Origin of the sequence: Streptomyces sp. NBC_00322 (assembly GCF_036147535.1) — a bacterium.
GTDB lineage: Bacteria > Actinomycetota > Actinomycetes > Streptomycetales > Streptomycetaceae > Streptomyces.
The window spans coordinates 2,068,917-2,086,416 of sequence record NZ_CP108019.1 but is presented as its reverse complement, the minus strand read 5'-3'; the positions used below and the strand labels follow the sequence as shown (position 1 = coordinate 2,086,416).

At 67.0% G+C, this 17,500-nt stretch carries 16 protein-coding genes; 5 read left to right on the top strand and 11 right to left on the bottom strand.

The features are described 5' to 3' along the window. Window positions 1–22: 22 nt before the first annotated feature. Entirely contained in the window at window positions 23–1,378 is a 1,356-nt protein-coding gene (locus OG905_RS09475; RefSeq protein ID WP_328667282.1) for an LCP family protein, read from the top strand. 260 nt (window positions 1,379–1,638) lie between these two features. On the opposite strand, the gene OG905_RS09470 is transcribed toward OG905_RS09475, so the two are convergent. The 11 genes from OG905_RS09470 to OG905_RS09420 all read right to left on the bottom strand — a co-directional run bounded on the left by OG905_RS09470 (window position 1,639) and on the right by OG905_RS09420 (window position 12,842). Further along, window positions 1,639–3,045 (bottom strand): FAD/NAD(P)-binding protein, encoded by a 1,407-nt coding sequence (locus OG905_RS09470; protein ID WP_328667281.1) that lies wholly within the window; start codon window positions 3,043–3,045, stop codon window positions 1,639–1,641. Between the two features lie 3 nt (window positions 3,046–3,048). Further along, on the bottom strand, window positions 3,049–4,305 hold the full coding sequence (locus OG905_RS09465) for a sulfate adenylyltransferase subunit 1 (RefSeq protein WP_328667280.1): 1,257 nt from the start codon (window positions 4,303–4,305) through the stop codon (window positions 3,049–3,051). Window positions 4,306–4,307: 2 nt separating this feature from the next. Next, on the bottom strand, window positions 4,308–5,294 hold the full coding sequence (gene cysD, locus OG905_RS09460) for a sulfate adenylyltransferase subunit CysD (RefSeq protein WP_328667279.1): 987 nt from the start codon (window positions 5,292–5,294) through the stop codon (window positions 4,308–4,310). Continuing rightward, window positions 5,291–5,851: an adenylyl-sulfate kinase gene (gene cysC, locus OG905_RS09455; protein WP_328667278.1), complete on the bottom strand. Its 561-nt coding sequence runs from the start codon at window positions 5,849–5,851 to the stop codon at window positions 5,291–5,293. The genes cysD and cysC overlap by 4 nt, the downstream gene beginning before the upstream one ends. 52 nt (window positions 5,852–5,903) lie before the next feature. Next, entirely contained in the window at window positions 5,904–7,220 is a 1,317-nt protein-coding gene (locus tag OG905_RS09450; protein WP_328667277.1) for an MFS transporter, read from the bottom strand. Between the two features lie 49 nt (window positions 7,221–7,269). After that, entirely contained in the window at window positions 7,270–8,064 is a 795-nt protein-coding gene (locus OG905_RS09445) for a class I SAM-dependent methyltransferase (RefSeq protein WP_328667276.1), read from the bottom strand. Between the two features lie 99 nt (window positions 8,065–8,163). Then, window positions 8,164–9,312 carry a hypothetical protein gene (locus OG905_RS09440; protein WP_328667275.1) on the bottom strand — a complete coding sequence of 383 codons (1,149 nt, stop codon included), beginning with the start codon at window positions 9,310–9,312 and terminating at the stop codon, window positions 8,164–8,166. Between the two features lie 33 nt (window positions 9,313–9,345). Further along, window positions 9,346–10,077 (bottom strand): SDR family NAD(P)-dependent oxidoreductase, encoded by a 732-nt coding sequence (locus OG905_RS09435; RefSeq protein WP_328667274.1) that lies wholly within the window; start codon window positions 10,075–10,077, stop codon window positions 9,346–9,348. After that, complete coding sequence (locus OG905_RS09430) at window positions 10,074–10,826, bottom strand: hypothetical protein (protein ID WP_328667273.1); 753 nt, start codon at window positions 10,824–10,826, stop codon at window positions 10,074–10,076. Before OG905_RS09430 ends, OG905_RS09435 begins: the two co-directional genes overlap by 4 nt. 45 nt (window positions 10,827–10,871) lie before the next feature. Beyond that, window positions 10,872–12,098, bottom strand: coding sequence for a transaldolase family protein (locus OG905_RS09425; RefSeq protein ID WP_328667272.1), 1,227 nt, complete (start codon window positions 12,096–12,098; stop codon window positions 10,872–10,874). A gap of 48 nt (window positions 12,099–12,146) precedes the next feature. After that, window positions 12,147–12,842, bottom strand: a complete 696-nt coding sequence (locus OG905_RS09420; protein ID WP_328667271.1) for an HAD family hydrolase — start codon at window positions 12,840–12,842, stop codon at window positions 12,147–12,149. 307 nt (window positions 12,843–13,149) lie between these two features. Between OG905_RS09420 and OG905_RS09415 the strand changes: the two genes are divergently transcribed. From OG905_RS09415 to OG905_RS09400, 4 genes are all read left to right on the top strand, one after another. Continuing rightward, a complete protein-coding gene (locus tag OG905_RS09415; protein ID WP_328667270.1) occupies window positions 13,150–13,974 on the top strand; it encodes an AfsR/SARP family transcriptional regulator in 825 nt (274 codons plus the stop codon). Between the two features lie 166 nt (window positions 13,975–14,140). Further along, window positions 14,141–15,364 carry a methionine adenosyltransferase gene (gene metK / locus OG905_RS09410; protein WP_328667269.1) on the top strand — a complete coding sequence of 408 codons (1,224 nt, stop codon included), beginning with the start codon at window positions 14,141–14,143 and terminating at the stop codon, window positions 15,362–15,364. Window positions 15,365–15,409: 45 nt separating this feature from the next. Continuing rightward, window positions 15,410–16,315 carry a methylenetetrahydrofolate reductase [NAD(P)H] gene (gene metF / locus OG905_RS09405; RefSeq protein ID WP_328682139.1) on the top strand — a complete coding sequence of 302 codons (906 nt, stop codon included), beginning with the start codon at window positions 15,410–15,412 and terminating at the stop codon, window positions 16,313–16,315. 192 nt (window positions 16,316–16,507) lie between these two features. Beyond that, on the top strand, window positions 16,508–17,491 hold the full coding sequence (locus OG905_RS09400) for a carbohydrate kinase family protein (RefSeq protein WP_328667268.1): 984 nt from the start codon (window positions 16,508–16,510) through the stop codon (window positions 17,489–17,491). The last annotated feature ends 9 nt before the right edge of the window (window positions 17,492–17,500 follow it).

Sequence of the window (17,500 nt, the reverse complement as noted above, 5' to 3'; positions counted from 1 at the left end):
GGACATGACCAAGGGAGTTGACATGACAGACCCGCTTGACCAGCGGGCCGGACGCACCATACCCACGGGGGAGCACGGCTGGAACGGCGACGCCGGGAGCCGTCCCGTGCGCCGGGGGCCGGTGCAGATGACGGGCGAGCTGTGGCGCCCGGAGCCGAGGGCCGGGCGGGGGCCGACACCCGGCCCGGAGTCGTACGCTGCGCCGGATCCGTACGCTGGCCAGGGGCCGTACCCCGATCCGGATCCGTACGCGGCCCCGGAAGGCTCCGCCGCTCGTGAGCGGTTCGCCGAACGCCCCAGCTCCCGCTACGGGCCCCGGCGCGCCCACGCCCGGCGGCCGAAGAAGCGCAGGAGGCTGCGGCGGGCGGTGTTCGTCCTGCTGGCCGTTGTGGTCGTCGCGGTGGGCGGCACGTACGGCTGGGCCGATACCCGGCTCCAACGTGACGTCGACCTCGCGGCGTACGGGGACCGTCCGCCGCCCGGCGAGGGCACCAACTACCTCATCGTGGGCTCGGACAGCCGCGACGGGCTCTCGCCGGACGACGTGAAGGACCTGCACGCCGGCGGCGGCGGCGGGCGGCGCACCGACTCGATGATGCTGCTGCACACCGGAACCCACGGAACCAGCATGGTCAGCCTGCCGCGCGACTCCTGGATCACCGTGCCCGGCCGCCTCGACACATCGACGGGCAAGACCAAGCGGCCCGAGGGGGACAAACTGAACGCCGCTTTCTCCTACGGCGGCCCCGAACTGCTGGTGCACACCGTCGAGAAGAACACCGGGCTGCGCATCGACCACTATGCGGAGATCGGCTTCGCCGGGTTCGTGAACATCGTCGACGCCATCGGCGGCGTTCGCATGTGCCTGGACCGGGACATCAAGGACAAGAAGTCGGGCGCCGACCTGCGCAAGGGCTGTCACACCCTGAACGGCAAGCAGGCGCTCGCCTTCGTCCGCCAGCGGCACCAGGAGAAGGAGGGCGATCTGGGCCGGTCGAGGAACCAGCAGAAGTTCCTGTCGACCCTCGCCCACCAGGCCGCCCGCCCCGGCACCCTCTTCGACCCGCTGGAGATCGGTCCGGCCATGCAGGCCGGGCTCGACACGCTCATCGTCGACAAGGACATGAGCCTGCGCGATCTCAGCAGGGTGTTCCGCGCCGTGCAGAGCGTCTCGGGCGGACACGGCAAGCAGATCAACGTGCCCGTGTCCGGCATCGGCGTCCCCACGCCCAAGGGCAACGTACTGAAGTGGGACGCCGAGAAGTCGTCCCGGCTCTTCGACGACCTGCGGCACGACCGGCCGGTGACGGAGACGGGGAAAACGTCCCGGCACCGCCAGCGGCACCCGTCCTCCGGAGCGGCGAGGCGGGTGCCGTAGGTCCTATCAAATCCCCCCAGCAGTGTTCAGTGAAAGCACAGGGTAGGTCGCAGCACTGACAGTCGCGGAGCGCAAGTTGGGGCCTCGGGCCGTGTGCTGGCCGTTGCCAGTTCCCCTCGGACGCGGAGCTCGGGTAGGTGCTGGTGCGCTGCAGCGGCTCCCGGCGTACGGGAACCGTCGCAGCACCTGGTTGGTCCGACATGGGGAGCAGCGCATGACCAAGCTCTCCCCGACCTGACCCCGACCCTTGGCCGCGTCCGTCAGGCGAGCGCTGGCGCAGTTTTGCGGCCCAGGATCCGGGCTGCCAGTTCCGCCGCCTGGACGCGGATCTCCGGAATGGCGGTGGTCTCCCACAGGTTTCCGCGTCGCAACTGGCCGAGCGTCCACACGGGCGCCGCGGTGCGGGCGCCAGCTGCGGTCAGCCTCCCGTCGATTGCAGTGTCGAAGCCGAGGCCGTGCGGTCCGGGTACGGCGATCCCCAAGTCGAGCAGGCAACGGACGAGTGGATCGGCCAGCTCCTGTATCCGGCTCTCGGTTCCTGTGCAGTTGATGAGGGCACCGACCGTTGCCGACCACCCGTTGGACAGCTGTACGGACACCCCGCAGCCGTCGTCGCTCGTCCGTGCCTTGACCACTTCAGCCGCCTGGACGGTCAGCAGTCCGGCCCGCTGGGCGTCCGCCAGCGCCTGGTCGGTCGCCGGCGGCAGCCGGTGCCGGTGCACCTCCCAGTTCCGCAGCTCACCGGTGAGGAAGCGCTCCCGGTCCGCGAAGGAGAGCTGCTGCCACACCTGGGAGATGTGCGGCCGCAGCTCGTCGACGGCGGGGCGCCAGTCCCCGTAATGCCGCCGGTACAGCGCGGCACGATGTCGCACCCCGCGCTTCAGCTGCGCGAGGTCGAGCGGTCCGGTCACCGGGCCAAGCTGGAACGTCGTTCTCGACGGCGCGTCGGCGGCATGAGGGAGCGGCAGCAGACCACGCCGGGAGACGGCGTGCACTGTGCGGCCGGAAACAGCCAGCGTAAGGGCGATGTCACACATGGTCAGGCCGGTGCCCACGAGCAGCACATCGCGGTCGGTCGGTGCGTTCGCGAGCGCCCCCGGTCGCCAGGGGTCGGCGACGAAGTGGGGCGACTCCCGGAGCCCGGCCGGGATCCATTCGCCGCTGGGGGCGAGGTTCCCCAGTGCCAGGACCACCGCATCCGCGTCGAGCGCCCCACCCCCGCGCAGTTGGAGACGGACGCCGTTGTTGGTGCCCGCCGAGGGCTTGCGCTCGATCGCGACGACAAGGTCGTGCCGTCGTCGGACTGTCGCGGTACTGCCACCGGCCGCCTCGGAACGGTTCAGTGCATCAGCCAGATACGAGCCGTACCTCGCGCGTGGAACGTACTCGCCCGGGTCGACCGGGCGGGCTTCCCGCGCGGAGAGCCAGCGGACGAAATCGCCTTCGTCGTGCGGCAGCGCGCTCATCCGCCCGGCTGTAACGTTCAGCAGGTGCCGAGGGTCAGATGTGGCATAGGCGAGACCCCGCCCTGTCTCCGGCGCGGGATCGACCAGGTCGACCGCCACACCACGCCCGGCACGGACGGCGGAGTCAAGTAGCCGGGCCGAGACCAGGGTGCCTGCCGCGCCCGCCCCGACGACGACGACACGGAGAGTCCCCTCACTCATGGCTCACCCGATGCCGTCGGCCATGCCGGCCGCGAGCGTGGTGCCGTCGATTGGGTCGATGAGCAGGAAGGACCCCGTACGGCGGGACTCGGCGTACGTGTCGAGCGCAAGCGGCTCGGCGGTACGGACCAGGACCCGGCCGATGTCATTGGCCGTCAGCTGCGCCGGGTCCGCGTGCTGGGAGAGGTCTTCCAGGGTGAGCCGCGAGGGTATCTCCTCGACGATCGCCTTGACGGTACGGGTGGTGTGCTTGAGCAGCACCCGTTGGCCGACGGTGAGCGGACGGTCCGCGACATGGCAGACGATGGCACTGACCTCCCGGGTGACCGCGGGCGCCGAGTGGGCGTGGGCGATCAGGTCGCCGCGCGAGATGTCGATGCCGTCGCAGAGTCGTACGGTCACCGACTGCGGCGCCCAGGCGGTGTCCACGGTCTTGCCGAGCATGTCGATTGCCTCGATGGTGCTGGTGCGGCCCGAGGGCAGTACGGTCACCGGGTCACCGACGTGCCATGTGCCGGAGGCGATCTGCCCGGCGTAGCCCCGGTAGTCACGGTGCTCAGCGGTCTGGGGCCGGATGACGTACTGCACCGGGATCCGCGCGGGTTCGTCGTCCGGACGGTGGCCGACGGATACGGATTCCAGGTGCTCCAGGACAGTCGGTCCGCCGTACCAGTCCATGTTCCGGGAGGGCTCCACCACGTTGTCGCCGGCGAGCGCGGAGACCGGGATGGAGGTGATCTCCGGGACGCGCAACTCGTTGGCGTACGCGGTGAATTCCTTCGCGATGGCGGCGAAGACGGGTTCCGCGTACTCGACGAGGTCCATCTTGTTGACGGCGAGGACGACGTGCGGGACGCGGAGCAGGGCGGCGACGGCGGCGTGTCGGCGGGTCTGCTCGACGACGCCGTTGCGGGCGTCGACCAGGACGACGGCCAGCTCGGCCGTGGAAGCGCCAGTGACCATGTTGCGGGTGTACTGCACGTGCCCGGGAGTGTCGGCGAGGATGAACCGGCGCCGGGGCGTGGCGAAGTAGCGGTAGGCGACGTCGATGGTGATGCCCTGCTCGCGCTCGGCCCGCAGGCCGTCGGTCAGCAGCGCCAGGTCGGGGGCTTCCTGGCCGCGGTTGCGGGAGGCGTGCTCGACGGCCTCCAGCTGATCGGCCAGTACGGACTTGGAGTCGAACAACAGCCGGCCGACGAGCGTGGACTTGCCGTCGTCCACGGAACCGGCGGTGGCGAAGCGCAGTGTGTCGATTGTCATCTCTAGAAGTACCCCTCGCGCTTGCGGTCTTCCATCGCAGCCTCGGACAGTTTGTCGTCGGCACGGGTGGCGCCCCGCTCGGTGAGCCGGGAGGCGGCGATCTCGGCGATCACGGCGTCGAGCGTGGTGGCGTCGGAGTCGACGGCGCCGGTGCAGGACATGTCGCCGACGGTGCGGTAGCGGATCAGCCGCGTCTGGACGCTCTCCGACTCCTTGGGGCCGCCCCACTCGCCGGCGGTCAGCCACATGCCGCCCCGGGCGAACACCTCGCGCTCGTGTGCGAAGTAGATCTCCGGGAGTTCGATCTCCTCGCGGGCGATGTACTGCCACACGTCCAGCTCGGTCCAGTTGGACAGCGGGAAGACGCGGACGTGCTCGCCGGGCGAATGCCGCCCGTTGTAGAGCTGCCACAGCTCGGGCCGCTGCCGGCGCGGGTCCCACTGCGAGAACTCGTCCCGGAGGCTGAACACCCGCTCCTTGGCCCGCGCCTTCTCCTCGTCGCGCCGCCCGCCGCCGAACACCGCGTCGAAGCGCTCGGCCTGGATCTTCTCGGTCAACGGCACGGTCTGGAGCGGATTGCGGGTCCCGTCGGACCGCTCACGCAGCACACCCCGGTCGATGTAGTCCTGCACGGAGGCGACATGCAGCCGCAGACCGTGCCGCTCGACGGCCCGGTCCCGGTACTCCAGGACCTCGGGGAAGTTGTGCCCCGTGTCCACGTGCAGCAAGGAGAAGGGAATGGAGGCGGGAGCGAACGCCTTCAGCGCCAGGTGCAGCATGACGATCGAGTCCTTGCCGCCGGAGAACAGGATCACCGGCCGCTCGAACTCGCCCGCCACCTCACGGAAGATGTGCACCGCCTCGGACTCCAGCGCGTCCAGGTGGCTCAGGGCGCGGGGAAAGTTGTAGGCCTGGTTCCGAGTGACCTTCTGCCGCGGGCCGCCCCCCTGTTCCGAGGCCGACCCGGTCGTGGCAGCTGCCGTTGTCATGCCAGTCCCCTTTCTGTCAGCAACATGTGCAGTACCGCCGCGGATTCCTGCACGCTCTGGGTGTGGGCCTCGATCCGTAGGTCTGGGACCTCCGGATCCTCGTAAGGGTCGTCCACTCCGGTCAGACCGGTGATCTCCCCGGACGCCTGCCGGGCGTACAGCCCCTTCACATCGCGTTCGGAGCACACCTCGACCGGCGTGGCGACATGTACCTCCAGGTAGGGAGTGCCACTGCTTTCGTGGCGCTTGCGCACCGCTTCCCGGCTGTCGGCGTACGGGGCGATCACCGGCACAAGGGTGGTGACGCCGTTGCGTGCCAATACCTCCGCCACCAGGCCGATGCGCTGGACGTTGGCGTCCCGGTCCGCGCGGCTGAAGCCCAGACCCGTGGAGAGGAACGACCGGATCTCGTCGCCGTCCAATACCTCGACACGATGTCCGTCGGTACGCAGCTTCTCGGCCAGTTCGTAGGCAAGGGTGGTCTTGCCCGCGCTGGGCAAACCGGTCAGCCACACCGTCGCACCTGGCCAGCAGGTGCATATTCCTTGCTGTTTCATCGGGTCCTTTCCGATTGTGGCCGCGTCGATCGCGGTTGTGTGCCCGTGGGTGTCAGCCGACGGATTGGGCGGCTTCTTTGCCGATTCCGGGTGTCGCGGGTTTCCTTCCGATGGCGCTCTCCGCCGATCCCTCGCGGGGCAGTTGGAGGGTCAGGGCACCGAGAATCACGGCGGCCACTGCGACCACGACGTAATACCACATGAAATCGCCGGTGATGTTCTTCAGGAATCCCGCCGTGTAGTTTCCGACGATTCCGCCGATTCCCTGGGTCACATTGGTGACACCGAAGATGACCGTCGCGGCGGCGCCCGACGCCGACTTTGATACGTATGCCGGCACGAGCCCGTAGATCGGGTAGAAGGCGAGCGCGAAGAGGACACCGGATACCATCGGGAGGAATCCGACGGGGGCAACCACCAGCAGCACGGCGGAAGTAAAGAAGAGTGCGTAGCACATCACCAGTGAGGCGCGTACGCCGATCCGGTCGGAGAGCCAGCCGACCGCGAATCCGGCGAACATTCCGATGACGCCGATGGCACCCCAGACCTGGGCCGCGAAGTCGATGTCAAATCCCAGGCCCTCGCGCAGATAGGGGGAGAGGTAGTTCTGGAACGGCATGCAGGCGAACCCGTTCAGGAACTTCATCGTCCAGACGATGACCACCCAGCGCACCAGCACCATGCGCCAGCCGGCGCGGGCACTGGTGTTGTGGGGCATGCCTTCGTTGTCTGTGGAGCCGGGGTCCGCGGTGTCGGGTGTGCTCTCGTCCTCGCTGCGGAAGAGCCCGAGTCGGTGGAAGGTGAAGGCGGCCACCGCGGTCACCATCAGCGTTCCGAACCCGACCGCGTACCACAGCCCCCGCCAGTTGTCGTTCTGGACGAAGCTGGGGACCAGGAGGCTGTTGACGAAGACGCCGTAGCTGGTTCCGCTGGACACCAGTCCCAGCACCTTGCCGCGGTGCCGGTAGTCGATGACCCGGCCAACGATTTCGACCAGCGGCACGTACACGGAGGCCGCTGTGCCTCCCATGATCGTCAATAGGATCCCGATGAAGAGGATGCTGTTGCTCACCGGCAGCAGCACGAGGCAGAGTCCGCACAGCGCCACCGAGCCGATGACGACCTGGCCGCCGCCGATCCGCGTCGACAGCCAGGTGCCGAGCAGGGCGAACAGCAGGAAGCCGAGCTGCCCGGCCGCGGTGATCGTCCCGACCACCGTGTAGTCGAAGCCGAGGTCTTTGCGCATATCGGTGACGAGCTGCGCGAAGAGATAGAAGCCGAATCCGTAGGTCGCCGCTACAAAACTGGTCAGCAGTACGGTCGCGACGAATCCGGCGACTACCTTGGGACGGTTGTCGTCGGTGTTCACTTTACTCACCACCGTTGTGGGCCTTTCTGACTGCTTCATGACTCGCGGCTCACGGCTTCCGGGCGACGTGGATGACGAAGTCCACCTCGTCGATGTCGAAACTCTCCTGGAAGTCACCGAAGTTCTGGATGGTGTCGAATCCGGCTTCGATGAGCAGTGACGACAGCTCGTCCGAGAGAATGGGGTAGACCTCCAGATGGTGTGTGCTGCCGTCCGGGAAGTCGTACTGAAAGCGACACAGTTGCTCGTCGACATGTGCGACGGTCACTGTCGCCCCGGTCCCGCAGTAGTAGTAGTTGCCGGTGCTTTGGTACCGGTGCCGGCGGATCGCGTCAAAATTCCGGTGGTCGACGATGAGAATGCCGCCGGGATTCAGCGCCTCGTAGAACTCCGAGAGCACGGCACGCCGGTCGGCCTCCTGGAACAGGTGCGGGAACGAACTGCCCAGGCAGACGATCGCGTCGTAACGCCCGTCGATGTGCTCTCGCAGACTGCGCCAATCGGCCTGGAGGACGCGGAAGGACTGTCCGCGCCGCTCGGCGTTCCGCCGAGTCTGTTCGATCATCTCCGCGCTTCCGTCCGTCGCGGTGACATCGAAGCCCTGCTGTGCCAGAGCGACTGAGTGGTAGCCGGTACCCGCCGCGACGTCGAGTACACGGCGGGCCTCGGCCCCGTTCAGGAGCTCCACGAAGAAGTCCTGCTCACTCGCTTTGCGGCGGTCCCAGTCGATCAGCTCGTCCCAGCGGTCGACGAGAGTACGTACGTACTGGCCCTCGAAGTCGTCCGGAACGGCCGCTTCCGCGACGGGAACTGTGCCTGCGACCCGGGTTGCGGGTGTGGTCATTGTGATCCTCCGGCTCTCTCTGGCGGTGCGAGTCTCCGCAGACATACGGGCGTGGGACGGGCGGCCGTCCGAGGCCCAGTGCCCCGGTCGGCGTTCGGATCAGCTGAACTTCGCTGCGAACGCCCGGTACTTCAGGGCGAGTTCATCGGCCCATTCAGAGGCATCGCCGAGCTTCATGCTCAGGCACTCGTAGCCGAGCAGTCGCTTCATGACCGCCATCTCCGGCTCGGTGAAGTGCACCGTTCCGTCGTCGTCGATGCGGTCGATGCCGTCGGAGCGCTGGCACTCCTCGTTGATGCGGATCGCCTCGTCCTGTCCGAGGCCGTCGGGCAGGTCGAGCGTGCCGCCGCCCCGGTGGACCCGGACCGGATAGCCGCCGGGCAGGCCGTCCGGTGCGGGGGCGTGGGCGAGCACCCCGCTGTCGGTCGCCAGGCCCTTCAGCACCCGTACGGCGGAGGAGGCGGTCAGCAGCTGACCGTCGATGCCGCCGAGCCGCTTGAGCCGGTTGTCGAGCTGGGCGAAGAGCGCGCCGTGGTGAACCTCCGCGGTCCCGGGCCGGCCCGCCACCGTCACCGCGAGGTGGTATGCACCCTGCCCGGCGTCGCCGAAGCGCGGTACGTAGTGACTGAAGTAGTGCTGGGCGGTGAGCCGGAGCTCCACCTTCGAGGGGTGCGCGTTCAGCAGGTGTGCGGCGCCCAGGGTGAGCGCGGGGACGATGTTGGCGACGTTGCCCACACCGATCGTCGGCGCCAGGCCGACCTTGCCGAGGACCGGGCCGACCGCGTCGGGGAACGCGGCGTTGACGACCTTGGCGTCGATGCCCGCACCCCGTACCGCCTGCATCAACAGATGATTGAGCGTCAGATGCATCGGCAGCCACGGCCCGAACTGTGCCTCGTCGAGCTCCTCGAAGACCTCCTTTGGCAGGGCGGTGATGACCCGCCAGGATTGGAGCGACCCGCCCATGAAGATGATGTCGGGCCGAACCCTCGCGAGGGTCTCCGCCGTGGCGTCGACATCACGGAGGTCGACATGGACAGTGTCGACCGTGCCGTGTTGGCCGAGATTGGTGGAGGTGAAAAGCGCCAGATTGCCGCGCCTGCGGATCGTCTCGGTGTCACGGCCGGCCAGCACGACCCGGTTGGTCGCCGGGTCGCTCAGGAGCATGTTGAGCACCTTGGCGCTCAGGTCGCCCATGCCCACCAGCATGATGAGCGGCTTGCCGGAACCGTCGGTTGAGGAAGTCAAGGTTTTACCTCCAGGACGTACGGAGACGGAGACTCAGCGCGGGTAGGAGCCGTTGTCGGCGCGCAGCAAGGCGCCGGTCAGCGTCCGGGACTCGTCGCTGAGCAGGTAGGCGCACACATCAGCCACGTACTCGGGGAGGATGTCGCCGTCGAGCTGCTCCTGGCGCTTGTACTCGGCATAGCGGTAGTCCGGGATCCGGTCCGCGATGGCCGTATTCACGATGAGGCCCGGTGAAACCACGTTGACCCTGATGTAGGGGGCGAAGTTCATGGCGTTGGACTTCGTGAGACCGATGACACCGGCCTTGACCGTGCCATACAGCGCGTCCGAACTGCCGACCTCGCCCGCGACCGACGCCAGGTTCACGATGGCGCCGCGCCGCTTGGCCGGTAGCAGATGGTCCGCGAAACGGCGGGACAGCCACACCGGGCCCTTGACGTTCACGGCGATGACCCGCTCGATCGTGGCGTCGTCGTACTCCCAGACCGGCTGCCCGAGGTACAGACCGGCGTTGTTGACCAGGCCGTCCACTTCCGGGTGTGCGGCAAGTACCCGGTCCATGAAGGCATCGCAGTCCTGGTGCGAAGCGACATCGCTGACATGGGTCTCCAGCGCCCGGCCGCGATGTTCCTCGGCAAGCGACTTCAAGCCCGGTTCGTCGATGTCACAGGTGATGACGGTCTTGCCGGCGTTCAGCAGCCGGCCAACCAGGGCCCGGCCGACACCGCTGGCTCCGCCGGTGACGATGACAGTGGTCACGCTCATGTAGATGCCTCCTCTGCCGGCCGCAGCCGGTACCGGTCCAGGTGCTCGTAGAAGGGGCGGCAGTAGCGCTCGAACTCGCGCAGAGCTGGCCGCGTCTCGTATGTGAAGCGGTATTCGCGCTGCGGCGTGCTGAAGCCGCTGCTGGCCGCCACGTCCGTGTGCCAGCCGCTCCATGTGGTCCATTCGGGCTGCTCGCCCGCGGACCACTTCAGCGCTTCAGGGAGGAAGGGGATCCCGACTGCTTCGCAGTAGGCGGCGATGGTGGCCTCGGGACGGGCCGCGAGATCCGCTGCGTTGACGACCACCGGCGCGGTGCCCGTCAACTCCCGCACGAGGTCGAAGGCCTTGGCCAGCTGTTCGTACCCGAGTACCTCGCGGGTGAGCTCAGGGTGCACGGTGGCGTGGGAGAGGACGGCTTCCTCGGGATCACGGATCAGGAAGGTATTGACCTGGCCGAGCAGGTATGTGGGGTCCTTCAACAGATGGTCGAGACAGTGGTATGGGAAGTCCTTGTGGAACACCGGGCGTTCGAGCCGCGCGGCCTCCATCATGTCCTTGACCTCGAGATAGGTCAGCGGATGATCCGGATCCGGGTTCTTGTGTGGAATGGCGGCACGCTCTTCGTGCATGAAGAAGACGTAGGCGAAGGCTTCATGGAATACCTTGAAGTCGCCCCGCTCGATGAACGAGCGCTCCAGTGCGGTCGACATCGACCTGGGATGGCTCCAGAGCGCAATGGACTGTTGCATTCGGCACCTCCTCGATGATGGGGGGAATGTCAGCCTGTGGACGGCTCAGGTCAGCAGCAGGGGCTGCGCGGAGGTGGTGATGGTCTGGAACTGATGCGCGACGAAGTCGATCAACTTCCGGGTATTTGCCATGACTTCGGCGTACGTCGAGATGAATGAGCCGTAGTGGGCGAATTCCTCGGGATGCATGCCGGCCGGGTCGTACGCGCGATGGAACGACGGAAGCCACATCAGTTTCTCCAGGACGTTCGCCGGAACTTCCTGCTCGATGGCCCGCGTGTCGAAGGACGGCAGTTCATGCTCGCGGCGCATCACGTCGGCGATGAACTGGGGCTTGCAGGTATAGGCGACCGCGCCGCCGGCGCTCTGTTCCAGATGCATGCTCAGCGTGCTGCTGCCCTGGGCCGGGTCGTCGACCTCGAGGCTGGAGAGCAGCGGCTTGATGGGGTGGTCGTTCTCCTGGATGAGCGTGTGGATGCGCTTGAGAATGGCGACTTCGGCCCAGCGCAGATCGGTCTGGGAGAGTTCGATCTCGCGGATCGCCGCTTCGTAGCGGAGGTCGTTGTTTGCCCCGAAGCGCCCGATCATGTGCGTGAAGACCGCGCGCCACCGTCCGGTGTCGATTCCCTGGTCGTGCGCCCGCTTCAGCCCGGATTCCACTGCCTCGGCACAGGCCGCGAACTGCGGAACCGTATAGGAGAGCGTGGAGTTGATGGAGATTCCGCGGGCCACCAGCTGCCGTACGACCTCGTACCCCTGCTTGGTGCCGGGCACCTTCACCATGAGATTGGGGGATATTCGGGCGATGCGCAGTGCCTGTTCCAGCATGAGGTCGGCATTGAGCATGTGGCGCGGATCGAGCTGTCCGGAGACCCAGCCGAACTTGCCGTCGCTGGCCTCCCACATCGGCAGCATCTCGCGCGCCGCGCGGCGCAGCGCCTCCTCGTAGACGAGCGAGAAGGTGCTTTCCACATCAGGGGTCAGCTGATAGCGGATGAGCTCCTGGATGTCATTGCGCCAGCTCTCCGGGGACGCCAGGACACTCTGCGCGACCAGGGAGGGATTGGTCGTGATGCCACGTACCAGGGAACGTTCGGGCGTCGCCGGACACAGAAAGCGGTTGAGCTGCTCCTGCCAGCGTTCCCTGGTGTCCTGGTCGGGTGCGGTGGCCAGATGGTGATCGCACCACCGGGGAAAGTCGAGCGGTGAGGAATCCCACCAGATCTCCGCCGACTTACCGGCGTGCTGAAGCTCTTCAAGAACACTCGGCATGCGATTCATCCCTTTCCAACTCGGTGTCTCCGGAGGGCCAGGCAGTCGTCACTGGGTCGCGCGTACGGCCGGATTCCAGGTGTTCCACCCGTCCAGCAAGCGGGGAAGTTCCTTCATCGAGTCGAAGGCGATCGCTCCTTCGGCCATCAGGTCCGCTGCCGTCCCGCTCTCCTGCGGTGCGTAGGCGAACACCGACATGCCGGCCGCGAGGCCCGCCCGGACACCGACGAGGCTGTCCTCGACGACTGCGCAGTGCGCGGCGGGCACTCCGAGATCGGCCGCTGCGTGCAGGAACAGTCCGGGATCCGGCTTCCATGCGCCGACCTCGTACGCGCTGTAAATGCGGTCCTGGAAATATGGCAACAGGCCAGTCAGGCTCAGGGTGTTGAGGATCTTCTCGCGCGGTGCGCTGGACGCCGTACAGAAGGGCAGCCCAAGCTCCTCGACGACCTGCCGCACATGGGGAACGGGTCGCAGTTCGGTGGCGAATAGATCCGCGGATCTGCTGCGGAACTGCGGGATGAAACTGGCTGGCAGTGCCCGGCCCAGCCGCGCCTCAAGCTGTCCGACCCACTCTGCGACCTTTCGGCCCCGTATGAATTCGAGCGCCTGCTCCGAAGAGAAGTCGAGTCCCGCTGCGCCTGCCATTTCTCGCATGACTTGCGAGCTCAGTGTCTCACTGTCGACAAGGACCCCGTCGCAGTCAAATATAACCAGACGTTTCGTCACGGGGAACCCTTTCATTGCTTCGCGAATGCCCCGCAGTAGGCTTCCGACACCCTCTGCGGCGGGACGTCCCCAGCAAAGCAAAGCGTTCTATCGATTGGCTCATCGCTCGATACCTTGGCAACCAAGAGAGGGGGCAAAGGTGTTCAATTCGGGCACGGATGACAGAGTCACGGGCATTGCCTGGACCTGTCATTGGGGTGTAGCTAGCTTCTTCTCGGGGGCGCATGCTGATCACCCAAGTCTCAGGCATTGCCATCCCTGCCTATGTCGATCACCTTTGTTGTCGGATTCTTGATCAGGTGTCCGTGCGAGAGGGAGTTCAATGAAGTTCGGAGTCCTTGGCCCGCTGTCCTTGACGGAGGGAAGTGATTCCCTGCTGCCGTCCGCTCCCAAGACGCGTCAGCTCCTGGCTCTCCTGCTGCTCAGTGCGAACTCCCTGGTGACGCTGGACGCCTGTGTCCAGGAGCTATGGGGCGAAGCCGCACCACGCAGCGCCGTGCAGAGCGTGCACACCCGGGTGTTCCAGATTCGGCAGGCTCTGGGCGGCGGCTCTTCCGGAAGGACGGCGGACGAGAGCAAGCGCATTCTGGAGACGCATCACCAGGGCTATTCGCTACGCGTCGAGGACGGAGCCCTCGATCTTCATTCCCTCGACCAGTACTTGGCGGACTTCCGGCGAGCGCAATCACGCAAGGACGACCCTCTCGTTTCTGCGGCGCTTCGCTCGGCGCTCGGCCTCTGGCGTGGGCGCACCCTGCTGGACGTGCAGCAGGGCCCATGCATCCAGGCGTATGTCACGGGTATAGAAGATCTTCGGATGACTGCACTGGAGCAGTGCATCGATGCCGAATTGCGACTGGGTATGCACCATCAGCTGCTCTCTGAACTGAGCACCCTCGTATCCCGGCATCCGGTGCACGAGAATCTGCATGCTCAATACATGATCGCGCTCTACCGGTCGGGCCGTACAGCGGAGTCCCTCGAGGCGTACCACCGGCTCCACAAGAAGCTGACCGACGAACTCGGCATCGAACCGTCCCATCGGGTCAGGCGGCTGCAAACGGCCGTACTGACCGAAAGCACGGAACTTGATGTCACCGCGCCGGACAGAATGAGCCTTTCGCTGGGTCTCATGACAAGCCGATAACGGGGCGCGGTCATGCTGTCGGCTGCGCATTCTCTGCGGCTGGTGTCGGTCGCCTGGGCCAGGGAGACCAGAGGTCTGGAACTGGCGGAGGTCAGCCGCCCGGGCGCCCCTCACGAATCCCGTAGCACCCGCTGGCACCCCCTGAACAACTGTGATGAGGAGTTCCATGTCCCGCCGCCTGTTCACCTCGGAGTCCGTGACCGAGGGGCACCCCGACAAGATCGCTGACCAGATCAGCGACACGATCCTCGACGCGCTCCTCACGGAGGACCCCTCCTCCCGAGTGGCCGTCGAGACGCTGATCACCACCGGCCTCGTGCACGTCGCCGGCGAAGTGACCACCAAGGCGTGGGCCGACATCCCCACGCTCGTCCGCAGCAAGATCCTGGAAATTGGATACGACTCGTCCAAGAAGGGCTTCGACGGCGCCTCGTGCGGCGTCTCGGTGTCCATTGGCGCGCAGTCCCCGGATATCGCACAGGGCGTCGAAACCTCGTACGAGAAGCGCGTGGCGGGCGGCACCGCCGGTGACGACGGCGACCTGCTGGACGTGCAGGGAGCCGGTGACCAGGGGCTGATGTTCGGGTACGCCTGTGAAGAGACGCCCGAGCTGATGCCGTTGCCCATCCACCTGGCCCACCGCCTCTCCAGCCGGATGACTGAGGTACGCAAGGACGGCACGCTCCCTTACCTTCGTCCTGACGGCAAGACTCAGGTCACCGTCGAGTACCTGGGCAGCAGGGCGGTCCGGCTCGACACGGTCGTGGTCTCCTCGCAGCACGCGCCGGGCATTGACTTGGAGGGGCTGCTGACTCCGGACCTTCGGCAGTTCGTGGTCGAGGCGGTGCTCAAGGAGCTGGCGGAGGAAGGCGTCGACCTGGAGACGGACGGCTACCGCCTCCTGGTGAACCCGACCGGACGCTTCGAGATCGGCGGCCCGATGGGGGACGCGGGCCTGACCGGCCGCAAGATCATCATCGACACGTACGGTGGCATGGCCCGCCACGGCGGCGGTGCCTTCTCGGGCAAGGACCCGTCGAAGGTCGACCGCTCGGCCGCGTACGCGATGCGCTGGGTCGCCAAGAACGTGGTGGCCGCGGGCCTCGCGGCACGTTGTGAGGTGCAGGTCGCGTACGCGATCGGCAAGGCCGAGCCGGTCGGTCTGTTCATCGAGACCTTCGGCACCGCCGCGGTGCCGACCGCCGCGATCGAGAAGGCCGTTGCCGAGGTCTTCGATCTCCGCCCCGCCGCGATCATCCGCGATCTCGACCTGCTCCGCCCGATCTATGCCAAGACCGCCGCATACGGCCACTTCGGCCGTGAACTACCGGACTTCACCTGGGAGCGCACCGACCGCGTCGACGCCCTCCGCACGGCCACGGGGCGGTGAGCCGTGCTGGAGCACCACGGAAGGCGTACCGAGGCCGAGGACACCTTGCCCTTCGCCACCGGCAGTCACAAGGGCTCCTTCTCCTTCGAATTCTTTCCGGCGAAGACCGAGTCGGGAGATCGCGCGCTCTGGGAGGTGATCCGCCGGGCCGAGGCACTGTCCCCCTCGTTCATCTCGGTCACCTACGGCGCCGGCGGCTCCTCCCGGGACCGTACGGTCGAGGCCACTCGGCGCATCGCGGCCGAGACGACGCTCCGTCCGGTCGCCCACCTCACGGCGGTCGGGCACTCTGTGGCCGAACTGCGCCGGATCATCGGGCAGTACGCCGACGCCGGTATCCGGGACATCCTTGTGCTGCGCGGTGATCCGCCGGGCGACCCCACAGGCGCGTGGGCCCCGCACCCGCAGGGGCTGACCTATGCGTACGAGCTTGTCGAACTCGTATGCTCGCTGGGCGAGTTCAGTGTCGGCGTCGCCGCCTTCCCCGAACGGCACCCGCGCTCGGCCGACTGGGACAGCGAGATCCGGCACTTTGTGGCCAAGTGCCGGGCGGGCGCGGACTACGCGATCACACAAATGTTCTTCGATGTCGAGGACTATCTGAGGTTGCGCGACCGGGTGGCCGCAGCGGGCTGTGACGTCCCGATCATCCCCGAGATCATGCCGGCCACCGACGTTCGCCAGATCAGCCGATTCGCCGAGCTCAGCGGCGCGGCCTTCCCGGAAGATCTCGCGCACCGACTCGAAGCCGTCCGCGGAGACCGGGACGCCTCGTACCGCGTCGGCGTCGACCACGCGACCACCATGGGGCGCCGGCTGCTGGCCGAAGGCGCCCCCGGACTGCACTACATCACGCTCAACCGCTCCTCGGCGGCCTTCGAAATCCATCGCAACGTCCTCGACGTGCTCGATGCAAGGAGTCCACGACATGCCCTCGCCGTAGGCCACTGACCTCACGGAGCTCATGGGTTACGGGGTCGTCGGCCTTCCGGCGGGAAGGGGACCGACCGACCTCGCCGGGCATGAGATGTCCGGTATCCGCACCGGTGTCACCGCCGGGTGCGCCTGAAGAACCGGCCTCTGCCGTTGCAGAACAGCGGAGCGGCCGTCGTCGACCGCCGAGAGTGACTCCTGGGGGAGTTCGTGCGTCTTGCCATCACCGGTTCCATTGCCACCGACCATCTGGCGACCTTCCCCGGAAGGTTCGCTGACCAGCTGATACCCGATCAGCTCTCCCACATTTCCCTCTCCTTCCTCGTCGACGACCTGGAGGTCGGGCGTGGTGGAGTCGCCGCGAACATCGCTTTCGGACTCGGCCTGCTGGGGCTGACCCCGTATCTGGTCGGTGCGGTCGGACCGGACTTCGACGAGTATCGGATCTGGCTCAAGGAACACGGTGTCGACACCGAGCACGTGCGGGTGTCCAGCCGGTCGCGGACCGCGCGCTTCATGTGCACCACTGATCAGGACCAGAATCAGATCGCCTCCTTCTACGCCGGGGCGATGACAGAGGCTGCGCAGATCGATCTCTCCGTCATCTCCGGGCGGACGGGTGGAGTGGATCTTGTGCTGGTCGCCCCCAACACTCCTGAAGCCATGATCCGGCATACGCGGCAGTGCGAGGAGTTGGGCGTGCCCTTCGCGGCCGATCCCTCTCAGCAGCTCGCCCGGCTGACCCGCGACGAGGTGCGACTGCTCGTCACCGGCGCGCTGTGGTTGTTCACCAACGACTACGAAGCCGCGCTCCTATTGGAACTCAGCGGCTGGACGCGGGAAGAGATTCTCTCCCGGGTGGGTGCGTGGATCACCACGCGGGGCGCCGACGGAGTCACCCTCGCGACCGCCGACGGTACGGAGGAGTCCTTCCCCGCCGTGCCGTCGGCGGCCGTTGCGGACCCCACCGGGGTCGGCGACGCCTTCAGAGCCGGCTTCCTCGCCGGTACGAGCTGGGGGCTCGCGGTCGACGTGGCGATCCCGCTGGGCTGCGCCATGGCCACCAGGGCGTTGGAAACCGTGGGTTCGCAGCAGTACACCGTTTCGCCGACGGACCTGCTGACGCGCATCGCGGACACGTACGGCGGCCAGGTGGGTGCCCGGCTCGCCCCGTATCTGGAGCTGTCACCGTGATCGCGGAGG